13 protein-coding genes and 1 riboswitch are annotated in these 18,688 nt (G+C 42.4%); of the genes, 11 read left to right on the forward strand and 2 right to left on the reverse strand.

Going from position 1 to position 18,688, the window contains the following annotated elements; all coding sequences use genetic code 11:
* Positions 1-19: 19 nt before the first annotated feature.
* From IEV27_RS09480 to IEV27_RS09500, 5 genes are all read left to right on the forward strand, one after another.
* A complete protein-coding gene (locus IEV27_RS09480) occupies positions 20-1,084 on the forward strand; it encodes a carbamoyl phosphate synthase small subunit (RefSeq protein WP_188377216.1) in 1,065 nt (354 codons plus the stop codon).
* Positions 1,077-4,100, forward strand: coding sequence for a carbamoyl-phosphate synthase (glutamine-hydrolyzing) large subunit (carB, locus tag IEV27_RS09485; protein WP_188377217.1), 3,024 nt, complete (start codon positions 1,077-1,079; stop codon positions 4,098-4,100). The genes IEV27_RS09480 and carB overlap by 8 nt, the downstream gene beginning before the upstream one ends.
* Positions 4,101-4,114: 14 nt before the next feature.
* Complete coding sequence (gene argF / locus IEV27_RS09490) at positions 4,115-5,062, forward strand: ornithine carbamoyltransferase (protein WP_188377581.1); 948 nt, start codon at positions 4,115-4,117, stop codon at positions 5,060-5,062.
* Positions 5,063-5,413: 351 nt separating this feature from the next.
* Positions 5,414-5,866: a hypothetical protein gene (locus tag IEV27_RS09495; protein WP_188377218.1), complete on the forward strand. Its 453-nt coding sequence runs from the start codon at positions 5,414-5,416 to the stop codon at positions 5,864-5,866.
* Between the two features lie 232 nt (positions 5,867-6,098).
* Positions 6,099-6,998 carry a LysR family transcriptional regulator gene (locus tag IEV27_RS09500; RefSeq protein WP_188377219.1) on the forward strand — a complete coding sequence of 300 codons (900 nt, stop codon included), beginning with the start codon at positions 6,099-6,101 and terminating at the stop codon, positions 6,996-6,998.
* Positions 6,999-7,038: 40 nt separating this feature from the next.
* Here IEV27_RS09500 and IEV27_RS09505 read toward each other — a convergent pair whose 3' ends face one another.
* Complete coding sequence (locus IEV27_RS09505) at positions 7,039-9,831, reverse strand: gamma-glutamyltransferase (protein WP_188377220.1); 2,793 nt, start codon at positions 9,829-9,831, stop codon at positions 7,039-7,041.
* A 367-nt stretch (positions 9,832-10,198) separates the two neighbouring features.
* Between IEV27_RS09505 and IEV27_RS09510 the strand changes: the two genes are divergently transcribed.
* The gene (locus tag IEV27_RS09510; RefSeq protein ID WP_188377221.1) at positions 10,199-10,903 is read left to right on the forward strand and encodes a Type 1 glutamine amidotransferase-like domain-containing protein; all 705 of its coding nucleotides are present in this window, start codon (positions 10,199-10,201) and stop codon (positions 10,901-10,903) included.
* Positions 10,904-11,018: 115 nt separating this feature from the next.
* On the opposite strand, the gene IEV27_RS09515 is transcribed toward IEV27_RS09510, so the two are convergent.
* Entirely contained in the window at positions 11,019-12,065 is a 1,047-nt protein-coding gene (locus tag IEV27_RS09515; protein WP_229735070.1) for a metallophosphoesterase, read from the reverse strand.
* 341 nt (positions 12,066-12,406) lie between these two features.
* Positions 12,407-12,511: riboswitch (TPP riboswitch) on the forward strand.
* 85 nt (positions 12,512-12,596) lie between these two features.
* Between IEV27_RS09515 and IEV27_RS09520 the strand changes: the two genes are divergently transcribed.
* From IEV27_RS09520 to IEV27_RS09540, 5 genes are all read left to right on the forward strand, one after another.
* A complete protein-coding gene (locus tag IEV27_RS09520; RefSeq protein WP_188377222.1) occupies positions 12,597-13,886 on the forward strand; it encodes an acetylornithine deacetylase in 1,290 nt (429 codons plus the stop codon).
* On the forward strand, positions 13,886-14,563 hold the full coding sequence (gene tenA / locus IEV27_RS09525) for a thiaminase II (RefSeq protein ID WP_188377223.1): 678 nt from the start codon (positions 13,886-13,888) through the stop codon (positions 14,561-14,563). Before IEV27_RS09520 ends, tenA begins: the two co-directional genes overlap by 1 nt.
* A 179-nt stretch (positions 14,564-14,742) precedes the next feature.
* A complete protein-coding gene (gene purT / locus IEV27_RS09530; protein WP_188377224.1) occupies positions 14,743-15,939 on the forward strand; it encodes a formate-dependent phosphoribosylglycinamide formyltransferase in 1,197 nt (398 codons plus the stop codon).
* Positions 15,940-16,236: 297 nt separating this feature from the next.
* Positions 16,237-17,703, forward strand: coding sequence for a protein adenylyltransferase SelO (locus IEV27_RS09535; RefSeq protein ID WP_188377225.1), 1,467 nt, complete (start codon positions 16,237-16,239; stop codon positions 17,701-17,703).
* 160 nt (positions 17,704-17,863) lie between these two features.
* Positions 17,864-18,649 (forward strand): SDR family oxidoreductase, encoded by a 786-nt coding sequence (locus IEV27_RS09540; protein ID WP_188377226.1) that lies wholly within the window; start codon positions 17,864-17,866, stop codon positions 18,647-18,649.
* Positions 18,650-18,688: the final 39 nt, after the last annotated feature.

Here is an 18,688-nt window from a genome sequence, read left to right on the forward strand (position 1 = left end):
ATACAGCGAGGTGTAGAAGATGCAGGGGTTCTTAACATTACAAGAAGGTCAGAGCTTTCAAGGAGAGGCTTCTGGCCATTGGGAGACACCGGTAGAGGGAGAGGTTGTTTTCTTTACTGGTATGACAGGCTATCAAGAGGTTTTAACAGACCCTTCCTATAAAGGGCAAATCGTTGTGTTTACCTATCCGTTGATCGGTAACTACGGAATCAATGAAGATGACTTTGAAAGTGAAAAGCCGCAAGTAAGCGGAGTTGTCATGATGCAATGTGCGGAGGCAGTTTATCATTACCAGGCGACCACTTCTTTAAAAGATTATTTGAATAAATGGAACGTCCCGTTCTTAACGGAAGTGGATACGAGAGAAGTTACGAAATCTATTCGCAGTGAAGGTACGTGTCAGGCCGTAATGGATCACCAATCGCTAAAACCTTCAGATACAAAAACAGTTGGTCAAATCTTTCAAGCGTCAAAACAGGAAGTGGCTGCTTATGGTGAGGGATCTCAGCATATTGTAGTGATCGATTTTGGTTATAAAGGGTCAATTGTGGATCAGCTCGTAGAAAAAGGGGTGCGGGTTTCAGTCGTTCCTTTTACGAATGTGCATAAGGTTCACGAGCTAAATCCAGATGGGGTCGTTTTATCGAATGGACCAGGCGATCCTAAAGACGCGACAAAATTCTTATCAGAGATAAAAGGAGTACTCGAGCAGTATCCGTCGTTAGGTATTTGCTTTGGTCATCAAGTGATTGCTTTAGCCTATGGAGCAGATACGAAGAAGCTTGCTTTTGGACATCGCGGGGCAAACCATCCTGTAAAAGATGTTCAAACAGGACGTGTGTTTATCACCTCCCAAAATCATAACTATGTCGTAGATGATGCGAGTATAGAAAATACCGTGCTGGAAGTAAGTTTTAGTCACGTGAATGACGGGTCAGTAGAAGGATTGATGCATCCGTCTAAACCAATTCTATCGGCTCAGTTCCACCCTGAAGCCAATCCAGGACCAGAAGATGCCTTGTGGTTATTTGATGAATTTTTCACAAGTGTGAACAAAAAGAAAGGAGTGCAGATGTATGCCTAAGAAAGTTCTTGTTATAGGATCAGGACCAATTGTTATTGGTCAAGCAGCAGAATTTGATTATTCGGGCACACAAGGCTGTCTTGCACTCAAAGAAGAAGGCCATGAAGTAGTACTCGTTAATAACAATCCTGCGACCATCATGACAGATAATGAAATTGCCGATAAGGTGTACTGTGAACCATTAACGGTTCAAAGCGTCGAAGCCATTATAAAAAAAGAAAAGCCAGATTCTGTTTTGGCTGGTCTTGGCGGTCAGACGGGGCTGAACTTAGCCGTAGAAATGAATAAGCATGATTTGTTTGCAAAATATGATCTTGAGCTCCTTGGAACGAGTGTCCAATCGATCCAACAAGGAGAAGATCGAGAGCTGTTCCGTGAACTAATGGATGAACTGCAGCAGCCGGTACCAGAAAGTGAAGTCATTGCCAGTGTGGAAGAAGCACTGAACTTTACCGCTCAATATGGTTATCCCGTCATCAGCCGTCCGGCTTATACATTAGGGGGCCGTGGAGGCGGTATTGTTGATAATGAGGAAGAGTTAACAGAATTGGTTGCGAACGGACTTAAGGCAAGTCCAATTGGCCAGGTCATCATTGAGAAAAGCATCGCCGGCTTTAAAGAAGTAGAGTACGAAGTAATGCGAGATGTGAATGGCACATGCATCAGTGTTTGTAATATGGAAAACTTTGATCCCGTTGGGGTGCACACAGGAGATTCAATCGTAGTCGCTCCGTCTCAGACGCTTACGGATCAGGAATATCAAATGCTAAGAACCGCGGCCTTTACGATCATTTCAGCTCTCGATGTTATCGGTGGCTGTAACGTGCAACTTGCGATCGATCCTTATAGTAAAAAATATTACGTCATTGAAGTAAACCCACGTGTCAGCCGGTCTTCCGCGCTGGCATCTAAAGCAACAGGATATCCGATCGCTAAAATGGCAACGAAACTGGCGCTTGGCTTTAAATTAGATGAACTAATCAATCCATTAACAGGAACAACATATGCGAGCTTCGAGCCAGCCCTGGACTACGTTGTCGTAAAGTTCCCGAGGTGGCCGTTTGACAAGTTCTCCAATGCTGATCGTAAACTAGGTACGAAAATGAAAGCCACAGGTGAAGTCATGGCGATTGATCGCACACTCGAAGGAGCTTTCCAAAAGGCTGTAGCCTCACTTGATCAAACCATTCCTGAAATCCCTGAAGAGCAATTTGAAGAACATTTAACCAAGCCAACAGATTTAAGATATTTCACGATTGTAGAAATGTTGAAGCAGGGGTATACGATAAAAGAAATTCATGAAAAAACGGCGATTGATTTATTTTTCTTGCAGGTTGTTGCGAATCTCGTGCAGATGGAGCAGCAAATCAAAACGCAGGATCTAGATGCAAAAGTATTGAAAACTGCTAAAGTTCAAGGTTTCACTGATAAGAAGATTGCCGAGCTTAAAGGTATAAGTGAAACTGAAGTGAAGCAGATTCGTACTCAATTCGAAGTTACGCCAAGCTATAAAATGGTAGATACATGTGCAGCTGAATTTGAAGCGGCTACGAACTATGTGTATACCACTTATGCAGGCACGAACGAAATCGAGCCGCTTTCTGCAAATAAAAAAGCATTAATAGTTGGCTCCGGACCCATTCGAATAGGTCAGGGTGTCGAGTTCGATTATAGTGCAGTAAAAGCAATACAAAGCTTGCAGAAGCTGGGCTGGACAACGGTGATGATTAACAACAACCCAGAAACCGTCAGCACCGACTATACGACAGCAGACCGTCTATATTTTGATCCGATTAATAAAGAGGTCATTGAATCCATTGTTGAGCATGAAGGTATTGATCTCGTCTTTACTCAATTTGGAGGGCAAACAGCCATTAATATTGCAGATGAATTAAGTGAAGCAGGGATCCCTCTCGCTGGAGTTAATGTAGATACCATTGCTCAACTTGAAGATCGGGAACAATTTTATTCTGTATTGCAAAGCATAGATGTGCCGCATATTCCAGGAGAGATGTGCCATACGATGAGCGAAGCGCTTGAAGCGGCAAGTTCATACGAATATCCGCTGCTTTGCCGTCCATCGTACGTCATTGGCGGCCAAGGTATGGTGAAGGTAGAAAATGAACAGCAATTAAAAGCAGCTTTAGAGGAAACAGATGATCGGCACTATCCAATTGTACTCGATCAGTTTATGACGGGAAGCGAAGCGGAGATTGATCTAGTTGCGGATGGAGAGAACACATTTATTCCAGAAATCATGGAGCATGTGGAGCCGGCAGGCGTTCACTCAGGTGACAGCATGGCACTCTTCCCAGCTCAAAACCTATCACTTGCCGTTAAAGCTACTCTTAAAGATTATGCGCAAAAAATTGTGCAAAAGGTGAACTATAAAGGATTAATGAACATTCAATTTTTAATTTCAGAAGGAACCGTATACGTCTTAGAAGTGAACCCGCGTGCCAGCCGTACTGTTCCGATTATTAGCAAAGTATCTGACGTGTCGATGGTCGATCTCGCTGTAAAAGTTCTGGTGCATGAGTCAGGAAACTCTCTTAAGGACACACCACAGCCGTCCATTCTAAAAGCAGCCGTGAAATACCCGTTATTTTCTTCTCACGCGCTGCCTGAGCTTGATCATAAGCTCGGCGCCAACATGCTTTCCACGGGTGAAGGAATGTGCCTTGCCGATACAGCAGAAGAAGCGATGGCTAAAGTATTTGAGCATCTTCCTAACCTGTATGAGAAGGAGAACGTATGCTTAATCGAATCTGATAGCTTTTTAAAAGGAAAGTCGAGCGATTGGGATTTTGCTGAATGGCTTGAATTGAAAGAAGCTAAGGTTTATATGAACAATGGAAATACAGAGGAAGATTCAATAAAAAGAATTCAAGCATTAAAAGCTGGGGTGACTGTATTTACGCAAGCCACAACATTTAATGCTTACGTCGATTCACTAGCCCACAACCCTTATCAACCAACCCCATTGCCTGGGAGTAAAGAAAAGGAGTGCGTGTAATGAACTTAATGGAAATGATGACAACTTCTAACCACACCTTAAAAGGTAAAGACGTATTAACCTGGTTGGATTTCACTCAAACCGATGTATCACAGCTGCTCGCGCAAGCACAGGATCTAAAAGAGAACCCGCACAACAGTATGTTAAGTGGAAAAACCTTAGGGATGATTTTTGAAAAATCCTCTACCCGCACACGTGTCTCCTTTGAAGTGGGGATGGTGCAGATGGGAGGGCATGCCCTTTATTTAAACAGCCGTGATATTCAAATCGGACGCGGTGAAACCATCGCCGATACTGCCCAAGTGCTATCAGGCTACGTAGACGCTATTATGTACCGTACAACTTCGCATGAAAAGCTAGCTGAGCTGGCTGAACACGCTTCGATTCCAGTCATTAACGGACTGTGCGATATTTATCATCCGTGTCAGGCACTAGCCGATGTATTTACGATCCTTGAGTTAAAAGGCCGTTTATGCGGCGTTAAAGTCGTTTATATCGGCGATGGCAATAACGTCGCTCATTCATTAATGATCTTATCTGCCATGATGGGCATGGAGGTCGTTGTCGCTTCTCCGAAAGGATACGAACCCGACCCCGCGATCGTGAAAAAAGCAGAAGAGGTTGCCAAAGAAAACAGCGGTTCTGTTAAAGTTGAGAATGATCCAGCCAAAGCTGTACATGGAGCAGACGTCATTTATACAGATGTTTGGACCAGTATGGGGCAAGAAGCGGAAGCGGAAGAACGTTTAAAAGCTCTTGCTGATTATCAAGTGAATGACGACCTGCTTAAAATCGCAAAAGACGATGTTCACTTTTTACATTGCCTTCCTGCTCACAGAGAAGAAGAAGTGACGGCATCCGTGATCGATGGGGCTCATTCAGCAGTATTCCAGCAAGCGGAAAACAGACTGCACGTTCAGAAAGCGATCTTGCAATCAGTGATTGGAAACCCTAATTCATAGAAAGAATGGGATGCTTGTGTATGCTAGTTAAATAGTAAAGTAATGACTGAACGAGGCTGGAACAAAACTGAATAAATCATAAAATCATCCGAACGATTCTATTGAAATCAGTTCGGATGATTTGTGTTTATGCGATTCAGTTTTTATCGTTCGTTTTTTCATTACTTTTAAGGTGAACTGATTACTTAGTTTTACATAATATTGTCGAGAAAAATCGTGTGTATATCTTTGGTCGTGTTAGCGTGAAACGGGGAATAGATATATCCATTCATTTACCATTATTTAGGTTTCGTGAGCCTGAGGACGGGAATTTTGACAATGTAAGATAATTTTGAGGAGGTTTTTAAAATAATGGGTATTACGGTTAGTGAAAGGTTAACTACTTCTGGCTTGGAAAATTTGCGTACGGCAGCTGTCCTAGAGTTCACAGAGGAAGTGTTCGAGTCAGGGAACTACCGATCTTTAGAAGTTCTCACCTCAGAACAGCATCAACTATTCATCGTGAATAGAAATGACCGCACACTGACGATTCTTAGTATTGATTCGAAAATGAACGTGACAAAAGAAACGTTGTTTACGGAACGAATCATCTCTATGAAGGAATATTTTGAAGACTACAGCCTGGTAGACAATACAGCTCCTGGAAAAATAGAAGTTGTGTTTATGGGAGGTCGTGTGCTGGAAATTGAACCCCGTCTTTCACTCTTACACGATAAAAATTATAAAGACCCAGAAATCTCCAACCAAATGCACGAAGATTTTGAGCTATTGATTGCAGCTTTAAAGAGCACTCTGATTTTATAAAACCAAGAGAGCGGAGAATGTCACTTCTTTAACAAAGAGTCATCCCCTTACTAGATGGGGGATGGCTTTATTTATATATGCGTTGGCAGATAATGAAACCTTATATATGTCAGTTAGAAAAATTCAATGAAAAGATGATTGAGCTTTAAAAAGGTTTTTTCCTATTGTTGTTGAATAATACAAATATATACATTTAACAATGGAGGTTTTTAGTAGAAAGGAGGAGTCTGTAATGAATTATTTGTCCTTGCATTATTTCTTGAGCATTGCTTACCATCTAAATTTCAGCAAGGCTGCTGAAGCTTTACATATTTCACAACCCGGGCTGAGTCAGCAAATTGCCATATTAGAAAAAGAACTTGATGTAAAACTATTAAAACGCTCGACCAGACAAGTTTCCTTAACGGAAGAGGGGGAGTTTCTTTACCAGCAGTTAACACCGTCTTTTGAGAGCATTCAAAATAGTGTAAATGAATTAAAACAAATCGGTGCGACTGCTCATATGACTATTAAAATTGCAACGGTGCCTTCAGCTGCTAGCCATATTGTTCCAAATTTACTCAAGGAGTTAAAAAGAAGATACCCCAAAATTAGTTTTTTTATTAAAGAAACAACTTCGGTTCACGCGGTAAAACTGGTTCACAGTGGAGAGTATCACCTTGCCTTTATTCGCACACCGATTGATGTAAAACGAACAATTCGCTCACCATTGCAGTGGAAGGAATTTAAACGGCATGAGCTAAAGTTGGCCGTTTCTAGTAAGCATCCTTCTGCTTTGAACAGCACTGTTAATTTAGAAGATTTTGCAGAAGAACTTTTTTTTCATTTTGACCCTGATCATTCACCAGCCTTATATTCGCTTGTGGAGCACGCTTGTCTATCCGCAGGATTTGTTCCAAAAACTGTGGGAACTGGTCCGGAAATCTTAACGATCGCAAACTTAATTAAAGAGGACATCGGAATTACGCTTCTTCCGGAAGATATGATCGAATTAATGAACGACCGGGATGTCATTGGACTTGACCTAAAAGATATCCATCTGTTCAGTTCTCTTTCCCTCATTTGGCATGAAGAGAACTATCGTCAGATCACAGAGGCAGCTGTTTCGATTCTGGATATGGTGGAAGTGTAAAAAGAACCGTTGCCTCAAAAAAGGTGCAACGGTTCTTTCTTTATTTGTTATTCTTTTGATGGTCTTGCCCAGGTAGATCATCTGGCGGACCGTTACCAGGCGTCTCATCTGGAGGTCCTTGGCCGGGATTTCCATCGGGACCTTTACCTGGAATATCGTCAGGCGGACCATTTCCTGGTTTCTCGTTTTCTGCGATTGGTTCATCCGATTCGACGACAGCACTACCTCCACCGCGTCTTACTTCTTCGGCAGTTGGAGTCACCTGGCCATTTTCAAGAAATTCTATGCCTGTAGCAGCACCAATTCCCTGTTCGGCCGTAACGGCTGAAAATCGGTGACCCATTGCTTCCCATTCGTCTTTCATCGCATCAAATTCGCCATTCCAGTAATTCTCTTCGTAATCGGCTCTGCTGTTAAAATTGTTACGTTGACTGACTCTTGGTTCAGCAAACGCTTCAGGAAGAGACATACCAAAATCTAAATGACTCATCATAATTTGTGAGACAGTCGTGAGTATCGTGTCACTTCCTGGCGCTCCCAGCGTCAGGACCGGATTTCCATCTTCCATTACTAAGGTCGGAGACATGCTGCTTAATGAACGCATACCCGGCCGTGGATAGTTTGGATGAGAGCGGTCTTCCGTTGGGATTCGCCCATAAAGAGCGTTATTTAATAAGAAACCGTGCCCTGGAACGACCATACCGTTCCCACCGATGGAGACAATCGTTGTTGTATAGCTGGCAATATTTCCTTCACGATCCGAAACAGAGGCATGTATGGTGGATTCATCTGCTTCTAAGTTTTGTTCTCCTGCTTCTTCTAATCTCTGTTGTTCTTCTTCAATAAATGCTTCTTCTTCTTCAATGGAAGTAGAGGTATTTAAAGAAGGTGATTCAAACATTTTAGCATCAGCTGTAGCCGGTTCTTCCGGCTCATCACCTTCTTTCCACTCTTCAACGCGAACATCATCCATAAAGAAATCAATATCAGAGTCCGACTCAAAATTAATACCGCTCAATAAAAATTTCCCTTCAGAATACGGAAGCTGGTCTTCCTCTTCTAAGGTATGAACTGCAAGCCATTCTTCTGGTTCTTCTTCACCATTCTCCCAAATACCGACTTTCAATACATTCTGGTCCACTAAGAAGCGAAGATTATACCATTCTGTAGTAAGCGGGTAATCAAAACGTTCGAGCGTGGAAAATCTTGAATTCTTCGAACGCAGAAGCACAGCTTCTTCCGTTTCTGTATTAATTTCAAGTCCATATCCATTCTCAGGAATAGAGCTGCCCGATCTCCAGACATCTCCTTGCAGCCAAATTCTGAGACGCTGGTCATTTCCTACCTCGGAAGCTCGAAATGACATTGTGAGTTCTGGGTTGTCAAATGTATCCATGTTCGCGGTAGCACGACCATAGGCACTGCCTCTGCCTTCCTTTTTTTCATTTAAAGATAGTTTTCCTGTGTTATTTTCAATAACAAGGGAAGAATCATATGGACTGCTTTGCGGGCCGGTATCAAGACGGTGAAACTTCTCCTTACTCCACGCATCGCCGTCATCTCCATCAAAATCATAAGAGAATTCCGTTTCCTGAATAGGTGCATCCGGTTTTAGGTCGGGATTTTCTTCATAGGGCCATGGATTTCCTGGAGCGATTTGTCCATGAGCAGCCCGATCGTCTTTGATCTGATGATTTCTTTCCTCTGCATATCCTTTAGAAAGCATACCTGTCGTTGGAACGTAACCCTTTTCCGGATCACCTATATATTCGCGGCGATCTGCAATGGCAAGTCGAGTGGCCTCCATAAAATAATGGTAGGCATCGGTTTTAGACATTTCACTGAGATCATATTGGTCTAAGATGTTAAACGTTTCGCCTATCGTAATGCCGCCGCTTGATGATGGAGGTACACCGTATATATCGTATCCTTTATAATCAGATTTTGTGGCATCGTACGTATTAGTTTCATAATCTGCCAGATCTTCTCGTGTTAAATCACCTTCAATTATTTCTTCCTCATCCCAAAGGGAGCTGACTGCAGAGAAATCAGGATCATCTACAAGAGGAGGGGTATTGATGGTGGTAATTACTTCATCCGCTATTCCTCCTTCATAAAAAGCTTCACTGCCGCCTTCACCGATCATTCGGTATGTATGAGCCAAATCTTCATTCGTTAAAATATCTCCTGGCTTAGGAGGATTGCTTTCTTCGTCTAAGAATAGTTCTTTAGTAGAAGTGAAAAGCCGGAATCGTTCCACATTTTCTTCAACTTCCCTAGAAAAGTTAGCGTCCACTTCAAAACCTTCTTCAGCCACCTTTATGGCAGGGGCCAACACTTCTTTGAGAGACATCGTGCCATATGACTCTAAAGCTTCCTCCCAATTTTTTACCGTCCCAGGTATGGAAAATGCTGCACCACTTGAGATACGTTGAGCGGAAGGAGCGATCAGGCCAGTCTCCTCATCCATGTAGGATTCATCGTCAAAAGCCTGTGGTGAAATCGAACGACTGTCAATGGCAATCGGTTCTTCTTCATCTTCCATATGAATAAGCATCATGCCGCCACCGCCGATGCCGCCAGAAAACGGACGCGTCACTCCTTGAACAGCTGCGACGGCCACTGCAGCATCTACTGCGTTGCCTCCTTGTTCAAGAATCTCCATGCCTGCAGCTGAGGCATCTGGGTCTTCTGATGCAACGGCACCGCCATATCCTGTAACAGAAGAGTCCTGTTCTTTTATCTCTGTCGCATATGCTTGCTGTGGAGAAGCAAAAGTAGAGGCTAGCAGCAGAATAGCCGCAGAGGATGAAAACCATTTTTTATATTTCAAATAATGCGACCTCCTTTTTTCGTAATATTCTTACATTTTATATTCTAGTTGAAATTAGATTAAATACGAAAAAGTTATACAGTTATTCACTGAGCTTATATAATCCAAAAGTCTTGAGTCTATTTAAACTGTTTTCTAGGCGTTTAGTAGATCTAAACTTACTATAATTCTTGTTAGTGTAACTAAGGTGCTACGAGAGCGTTGTTGTTTAATGAAAAATGTCCTGAAGGCATGGAAAAAAAGTGGCGTGATATGATAGAAGGAGAGTTTTCTTCGGAGTACAACAGAAATGATAATCAGTCACCGGTTTTCTCGATCGTTCAGATGGCGAAAATAACCTCATTAGGAAGAAGGGAAGTTTTTAGACATGAGGCAAATCATTGCTCTTGGAGGCGGAGGATTCTTAATGGAGCCAGAGAATCTTTATTTAGACGAATATATACTCAATCAGTCGAACAAGCCCCACCCCAAAATATGCTTTATTCCTACAGCAAGCGGGGACTCAGAAGACTTCATATCAAGGTTCTATGATTTTTTTCAAAAACAAGACTGTGAGCCCTCCCATTTATCATTATTTAAACCACCTACACGTGACTTAGAGGGGTTTGTATTAGAAAAAGACATCATTTATGTGGGGGGAGGAAACACCAAAAATCTCTTAGTGTTGTGGAAGGATTGGGGACTAGATTCTATATTGAAAAAGGCATGGAATCAAGGAATCATTCTAGCTGGTATAAGCGCAGGTTCGATTTGCTGGTTTGAAGAAGGAGTTACTGACTCATATGGTGATGGTCTTGAACCTTTACCATGCTTAGGTTTTTTAAAAGGAAGTAACTGTCCACATTACGATGGAGAAGCCGAGAGACGGCCTGCTTATACGGATTTTGTTCGTTCAAGAAAAATAAAGCCCGGTATTGCAGCAGATGATGGTGTGGCCATTCATTATATAAATCAAGAGATAAAGGATATCGTAAGTTCACACCCCACAGCTAAAGCTTATCGTGTCTCTTTTAATAAGGAAATGAAAGAAGAAGTACTTCCAGTAAAATATTTAGGTGCTAATTTTCTATGATCTTAAGTAGCAAAAAATTGAATAATAAACGAAAACACCCTCTCTTACTATGGTTCAAGAGGGGGGGAAATGTATAAGCTGTAAGATACTGAAACCTATCTTGAGATTCACTTGTCTATGTTGGATTAGTTTTTACTTTTGATTTCAATGGAAGCTCAATAACAAACTCATCCTTTCCGGGATATTTTTCGATATCGTAATAATTATAGTCATTCAGATAGGGAGAGTAGGTCTTTACATGAATTTTGTTTTCTTCTTGATTTACATGTAATAAGCGCATATAACCTTGTCCGCCTTCAGGACCGCCCTGGTAATTGGCGAACATCTGATGAACTTTGCGATCGGGCTTCCCATCGCCGTTATCATCAATGGCATCCACCTTTGTTGCCGTGCCGTAGTAGTGCCCGCTAAGGGTTGCTACCACATTTTCGTTAGGCTCAATGACTTGTTCGTATAGGTCTTCACCAAGTCGACTTCGCTTTCCAGTAGGTAATAAATATTGATGGAGGTTTATAAAGGCCATATGATCAGGGTGGTTCTCTAATACTTCGTTAACCCAATCAATTTCTTCCTGCCCAATTCCCCAGCTCATGTAAATCATAATAAAGTTATTGCCATTCACACTTACCAAATCATAATGACCTCGATTGTCTTTATACGAACTGCCATAGTATAGCTGATTTTTAAATTTTGAGTGACCATAATACTTAGAGAATGGAGTGTAATCTTTATTTTTTAAGTCGATATCATGATTTCCTGCCAAAACTCCATAGGGGATCTCGGCGTTTTCTAATACTTTCGTGGATTCATCAGCGTACTGCCATTGTCGCTCGTCATCCCAGTTGTGGACGATATCGCCAGTATGGATGACATAAGGGATAGATAGTTCTTCTTTATTCTTGGCAATCCATTCGACCATGCTTTTATAAATGTTTGGGTGACGTTTGGAATAATACTGGGTATCGGACATCCAAATAAATGTGTAATCAAATGGTGCTTCGGTTTCAAGTGCCTTATAAACCGTCTGATAACTCTCGTCTAAGGGTTTATTAGTAGTTTGAGTGATAGAAGGAGCGGAGGCAACGTTTACCTGTAAGAAATTGATGATAAGGACAACGGAACACAATGCAACGGTCATCATTCGTCGGGTTTTCTTATCCACTGATATCCCCCCCTGTATGAAGTAAGTTCCTTTATGTGAAATGGTGGATTTAGTTATGTATAAATTTGTTAGAAAACGCCTTAATCCGCATCATGCTGATGGGTAGAGGTGCTTAACCTATAGTTTTTCTTGTCGTGGGTTTATTATGCGAAGTCGACTTAATTAATAAGAGGGGAATAGAGCAAACGACTATTAAAGCTGTAATTCCTTGGGAAAAAGAATGATGCAGGTCATTATTTATAGAGGTTCATGCAAAATCACAAGAAAGCCTTTTCCAAATAAAGGGCTTCTTGTTATTTTTGTATTAGTATGTTCTAATTATGGTTAACAAAATATATAAGACTCTTCACTAGGGGAGCCGTCATTCGGCTGAGAAAAGCAGGAAGCTTTGACCCTTATGACCTGATCTAGATCATACTAGCGTAGGGAAGTGAAGCGAGTGGTCACTCTACATATCATTTTAAATTCTTATGAAAAAGCTCGCTCCTTCTCACTAGGAGCGAGCTTTTTTTATTGAAGAGGAGATTTTATATGAATCATGAGTTAACCAAATTATTGTATGAAGTGGACGAAAGAGAAGGGGAGCTTCTTGATCTATTGTCTGATTTAGTAGCCTATCCGACCATGAGTCCACCTGCTCGTAATGCAAAGAGTGCTCAAGAATATGTTGTTCATCAACTAAAAGAACTCAATTTTACTATTGATTCATGGGAGCTTTATCCAGGAGATCCTGTAGTGGTGGGTACAAAAAGGGGGAAACAAGAGAATCAACCAAAAAGTCTCATCATCAACGGTCATCTTGATGTAGCTGCTATAGAGCAGAATGAGCGGTGGGATTATAATCCTTTTGTATGTACGGTAACGGAAGATAAAGTATTTGGGCGCGGGGTAGCCGATATGAAAGGCGGAATAGCCGGGGTACTGTTTGCCATGAAAGTGCTGCATAAGGCTGGGATAGAACCTGGCGGAAACATCTATTTCCAATCCGTGGTCGGCGAGGAGGTTGGAGAAGCGGGTACGAAGTCCTGTTGTGAAAAAGGATATCGTGCTGACTTAGCTTTAGTCGTGGATACAAGTGATTGTAGTATTCAAGGGCAGGGTGGTGTAATTACCGGCTGGATAACAATCGAAAGCCCTCAAACTTTCCATGATGCCAGCAGACGTTCCATGATCCACGCTGGTGGCGGACTGCATGGTGCCAGCGCGATAGAGAAAATGATGAAAATCATAAGCGCCTTACAAGAACTGGAACGGCAATGGGCCATAACTAAATCGAGTCCTGGCTTTACCCCTGGCTCAAATACAATCAATCCTGCCGTCATTGAAGGCGGCAGGCATGCTGCTTTCATCGCAGATCGCTGCAAGCTATGGATAACGGTGCATTATTATCCTGAAGAACATTATGAGGAAGTGATCAGGGAGATCGAAGAACATATCAATTATGCAGCAAAGGCTGATCCATGGTTAAAAGTCCACCCACCTCATTTTTCATGGGGCGGGACGTCTATGATTGAGGACCAGGGAGAAATATTTCCTGCCTTTTCCGTGGACTCCAGTCACTCCGGTATTCAAAAGTTAGCTCGTGCGCATCAACTTATTCACGAGACACCTGTAGACTATTCAATGTCTCCTACCGTAACAGATGGTGGCTGGTTAGCGGAGGCCAACATCCCGACGGTCTTATACGGTCCCGGTACGCTCGAACAAGCACACGCTGTTAATGAGTCACTTGAAAGGGAGCAGCTTCTGCAATTCACGAAAACGATGGTCGCTTTTTTATTTGACTGGTTTCAACATTCAGAAAGAAAGGATGATAGGTAATGTTTACAGATCGACTCTATGAAAAGGCTAAGCCTATATGGGATCAGTACCTCGAACACCCTTTTGTCAGAGGGATTGGTGATGGAAGTTTAGAACTTGAGAAGTTTAAGTTTTTTATGGAACAGGATTATTTATATTTAATCGACTATTGCCGCGTATTTGCTTTAGGAAGTGTAAAAGCAAATCAATTAGAAACGATGACTATGTTTGCTGATATGCTGCATTCAACATTGAACGAAGAAATGGATCTTCATCGAAAATATGCCGAAAGAATTGGTATCAGCAAAGAAGAATTGGAAAACACAAAACCATCTGCTACGCTTCTTGCTTATACAAGCTACATGCTTAACAAGGCGCAGCAGGGGTCGGAAGCGGAGGTCGTTGCCTGTGTACTTGCCTGTGCGTGGAGCTACAATGAAATAGGCTTAGCATTGAATAAAAAAGAGGGAGCAAGTGAACATGAATTCTACGGGGATTGGATCAAGATGTACGCGTCAGATGAATTTACCAATCTTGCTGAAGACATGAAACAGCTTATGAACCAGCTTGCCGATGATAAGCCAGAACGAGAAAAAGCTCATCTAGAAGAAATCTTCCTTCATACGAGTAAACTGGAATACTTATTTTGGGAGATGGCTGACAAGAAGAAAATGTGGGTGGAGGATTCGAACCTGTAGAATCTATCTCCGGAGTGAACATACCTAAAGGGCGTTAGTTGAGGCTAGCGCAAGATAAAGGTGAACATTTTTAACTATTTTTTTAAAAATGTTCGTAAATTAACCTTAGTACCCTTGATTTAGGCTGACAGAAGACGCTAAAATAACTGTAAATCAAAATATTCAGGAGGGGTTGCAACATGTTTGGAGCACCGAATCAGAATTATGCAAAAACAATGATGCTGTTAGGGGCAGGGGAGTTAGGAAAAGAAGTAGTTATAGAGGCTCAGCGTCTAGGGATAGAAACCATTGCAGTTGATCGATATGAAGGTGCGCCTGCCATGCAGGTGGCTCATCGTTTTCATGTGACTGATATGCTTGACGGTGAAAAATTGCGCACGGTGATCGAACAGGAGAAACCGGATTTAATCGTTCCTGAAATAGAAGCCATTGCGACAGCGACACTTCTAGAGTTAGAGCAGGAAGGATATAATATTATTCCCACTGCTTACGCTACCCAATTGACGATGGATCGCGAAGGTATTCGACGGTTGGCAAGTGAAAAATTAGAACTTCCGACAGCTAAATATGAGTTTGCCAACTCTTTAGGTGAGCTAAAAGAGGCGGTTGCGACCATTGGTACTCCGTGTGTAATTAAACCGATTATGAGTTCTTCGGGAAAGGGGCAAAGCCTATGCCGAACAGAAGCAGATATTGAGAGTTCTTGGCAGGAAGCCATCAATAGCGGACGGGGGAATAGCACCCGAGTGATTGTAGAGGAATTTATTCATTTTGATTCGGAAATTACGCTGTTAACTGTACGCTCTTCTACGGGTACGTTTTACTGCCCTCCGATTGGCCATCTTCAGCAGGACGGAGATTATATCCAATCATGGCAGCCCCATCCAATGAGTGAGGAACACATAAAACAAGCAGAGGCCATTGCCAAAAAAGTTACCGATGAAATTGGTGGTTACGGGGTTTTTGGAGTAGAACTCTTTATTACTTCAGATGGAGTTTACTTTAGTGAAGTGTCCCCAAGGCCGCATGATACAGGGATGGTTACATTAGTAACTCAAGATCTATCGGAATTCGCGCTTCATGTGCGGGCGATTTTAGGATTTCCGGTCGAAGATGTTCAGCTCGTTTCTGCGGGATCAAGTTACGCGGTCAAATCATCGGTGGAGTCAAGTGATTATCAAATTACCGGTGTTGAAAATGCCTTAAAAGTTCCACACACTCAGTTACGCTTATTTGGGAAGCCTTCTGCAAAATTAGGCCGCCGTATGGCCGTGGTACTTAGTAAAGGTGATCGAATTGAAAATGCATGTGATCAGGCGAAGGATGCGGCATCCCGTATGGATGTGGTGAGCAGAGAATATGTAAATCAAAATTAGTTGAATGGTTCGTATAAACAGGGCACATCTGAGTAGACAGATGGTGCCCGTTTTTATATCTTTGCACTTTAGTTATAAAATATCCCTGGAAGGGTAAATGATAATAGAAGAACAATTCCCTTTTCAACTATGATTTTATGACTGAAAGAATGGATGTTGTTTAAGTGGTTTAGGTGTTTTCTATATGGAAAAGTTAATCCTAACAGATATATTTTTCTTTACTGTGCGATGATATTTTGTTTTTTGTAGAAGAATAGAAGTGGATATAAATATGACAAACCAAACAAAGGAGATACGATGATACAGAATAAAGAAATAGGTTGGAATTATGATAATAGCTATTCCCGTCTTCCAGAGACTTTATTTGAAAGTATTGAGCCAGCCCCTGTAGATTCACCAAATCTGGTCATTTTTAATCAATCATTGGCCGAATCTTTAGGGTTGAATTCTAAGAATCTGCAAAGTGAAGAAGGAGTAAATGTTCTAGCTGGCAATGAGGTTCCTGAAGGCACCCAACCGATTGCTCAGGCCTACGCCGGCCATCAATTTGGGAACTTTACGATGCTCGGGGACGGACGTGCTGTGCTGCTTGGCGAGCAGATCACGCCCTCTGGTGAACGTTTCGATATTCAGCTTAAGGGTTCAGGGAGAACGCCATTCTCGCGCGGGGGAGATGGTCGAGCCTCCCTTGGACCAATGCTTCGTGAATATATAATTAGTGAAGCCATGCATGGGCTTCGTATTCCTACGAATCGCAGTCTCTCGGTGGTTACAACTGGAGAGTCTGTTCGGCGCGAAACCGAGCTGCCGGGGGCCGTCCTGACTCGTGTGGCGGCCAGTCATCTGCGTATCGGTACCTTTGAATATGCGGCAAGGTGGGGCAGTGTAGAAGAGCTCCGAATGCTTGCTGATTATGCGATCCATCGCCATTATCCTGATATTGAAGATAACGATGATCGCTATCTTGCTCTGTTTGAAGAAGTGATTAAGCGTCAGGCCGCACTGATTGCAAAATGGGAGCTTGTCGGCTTTATCCATGGGGTGATGAATACGGATAACATGACGATCAGTGGTGAAACCATTGATTACGGCCCGTGTGCTTTTATGGATGAATATGATCCAAAAACGGTATTCAGTTCCATTGATGTGCAAGGCCGATACGCTTATCAAAACCAGCCGCCGATTGGTCAGTGGAATCTTGCTCGCTTTGCAGAAGCTCTATTGCCGCTTCTTCATGATGACCAAGAAAAAGCGGTTGAGCTGGCTGTAGAGGTCCATTCGAAGTATGAGAGGCTCTACCATGCTCATTGGCTGTCAGGGATGAGAGACAAGCTAGGGTTTCATAACGAAGAAGAACAGGACGAACCATTAATTGAAGACCTTCTTCGCATTATGGAAAAGCATCGTGCTGACTTTACAAACACATTTCGTGCTTTAACGTTAGATAAGCCAGAGAACACGGCAATGAATGACACGACTGAATTTAGTCATTGGTATAAGCAGTGGCAGGCGAGACTGAGCCGTCAAGAGGCATCGAAGGCTGCGGTTTCTCAATTGATGAAGAAATCGAACCCGGCGGTTATTCCCCGTAATCATCGAGTAGAGGAAGCACTTGAAGCTGCCGTAGCAAAAGAAGACTACAGCGTGATGGAGCGGTTAATGGATGTGCTTTCAGATCCCTATGCGTATTCGCCTGAACAAGAGGAGTACGCTAAATTACCCGAGACGTCCCGCCAGCCGTACCGAACGTTTTGTGGAACATGATAAGAGAAGGGTAGTGCTTGTTTCCGTTTAGGAAGCAAGTACTTTTTTGTTTAAGGATCCTGTTTACAGCAAAGGGGTCCATACTATTGGGAAGTTTTAGAAAAAACGGAGGCGGGTAATCCTTTAACACGTTGCTATTTTATGAAGGAGGAAAAATGAAATGAGCAAAACGATCTTTATTACTGGTGCAGGCACCGGTTTAGGCAAAGGAACAGCGATCGTCTTAGCTGAAAAAGGCCACCGTGTGATTGCAGCTGTTGAAATAATTTCTCAAATTACAAGTTTACGTGAAGCGGCTTCAGAAGCGGGCGTTGAATTAGAGGTCATTAAATTAGATATTAAGAGCAAGCGTGACCAACAATTGATTGCTGAGTACGATTATGATGTATTTGTAGCCAATGCGGCTATAGGCGAAGGCGGACCGATTGCTGAAATTCCAGTAGACCGTGTACGAGACGTTTATGAAACAAATGTATTTAGTACGCTTGAAAATGCACAAATTGCTGCGAAGAAATTCGTAGACAAGAAACAAGGCAAAATTATTTTTCTAAGCTCAATCGTTGGCATCGTTGGTATGCCTTACTTGGGCGCTTATGTATCTTCTAAGCATGCGATTGAAGCAATTGCGAAAACGATGAAAGCCGAGCTTGAAGAATTTGGTGTGCAGGTCGCTACGATTAATCCGGGACCGTTCGAAACCGGCTTTAATGATCGGATGTTTGAGGAGAAACATAAATGGTACGACGAAGATAAAAACTTCACGCCTAGAGAGTCGATTGCAGAAACAGAGCAGATTCTTGACCAGCAGTATGACCCACAAGACATGATCGATAAGATGGTAGAAGTTATCGAAGCCGATCATCATGCTTTCCGTACAGCTTATCCTCAGGAAGCAGAGGATATGATGAAAGAGGAAGAGAAGAAAAACTGGGAAGAAAAAGTGTAAGCTAGTGACTAACACGTCAGCTTGTAAAGAAACCTTAGT

The organism is Halobacillus andaensis, assembly GCF_014636475.1.
Lineage (GTDB): Bacteria > Bacillota > Bacilli > Bacillales > Halobacillaceae > Halobacillus_A > Halobacillus_A andaensis.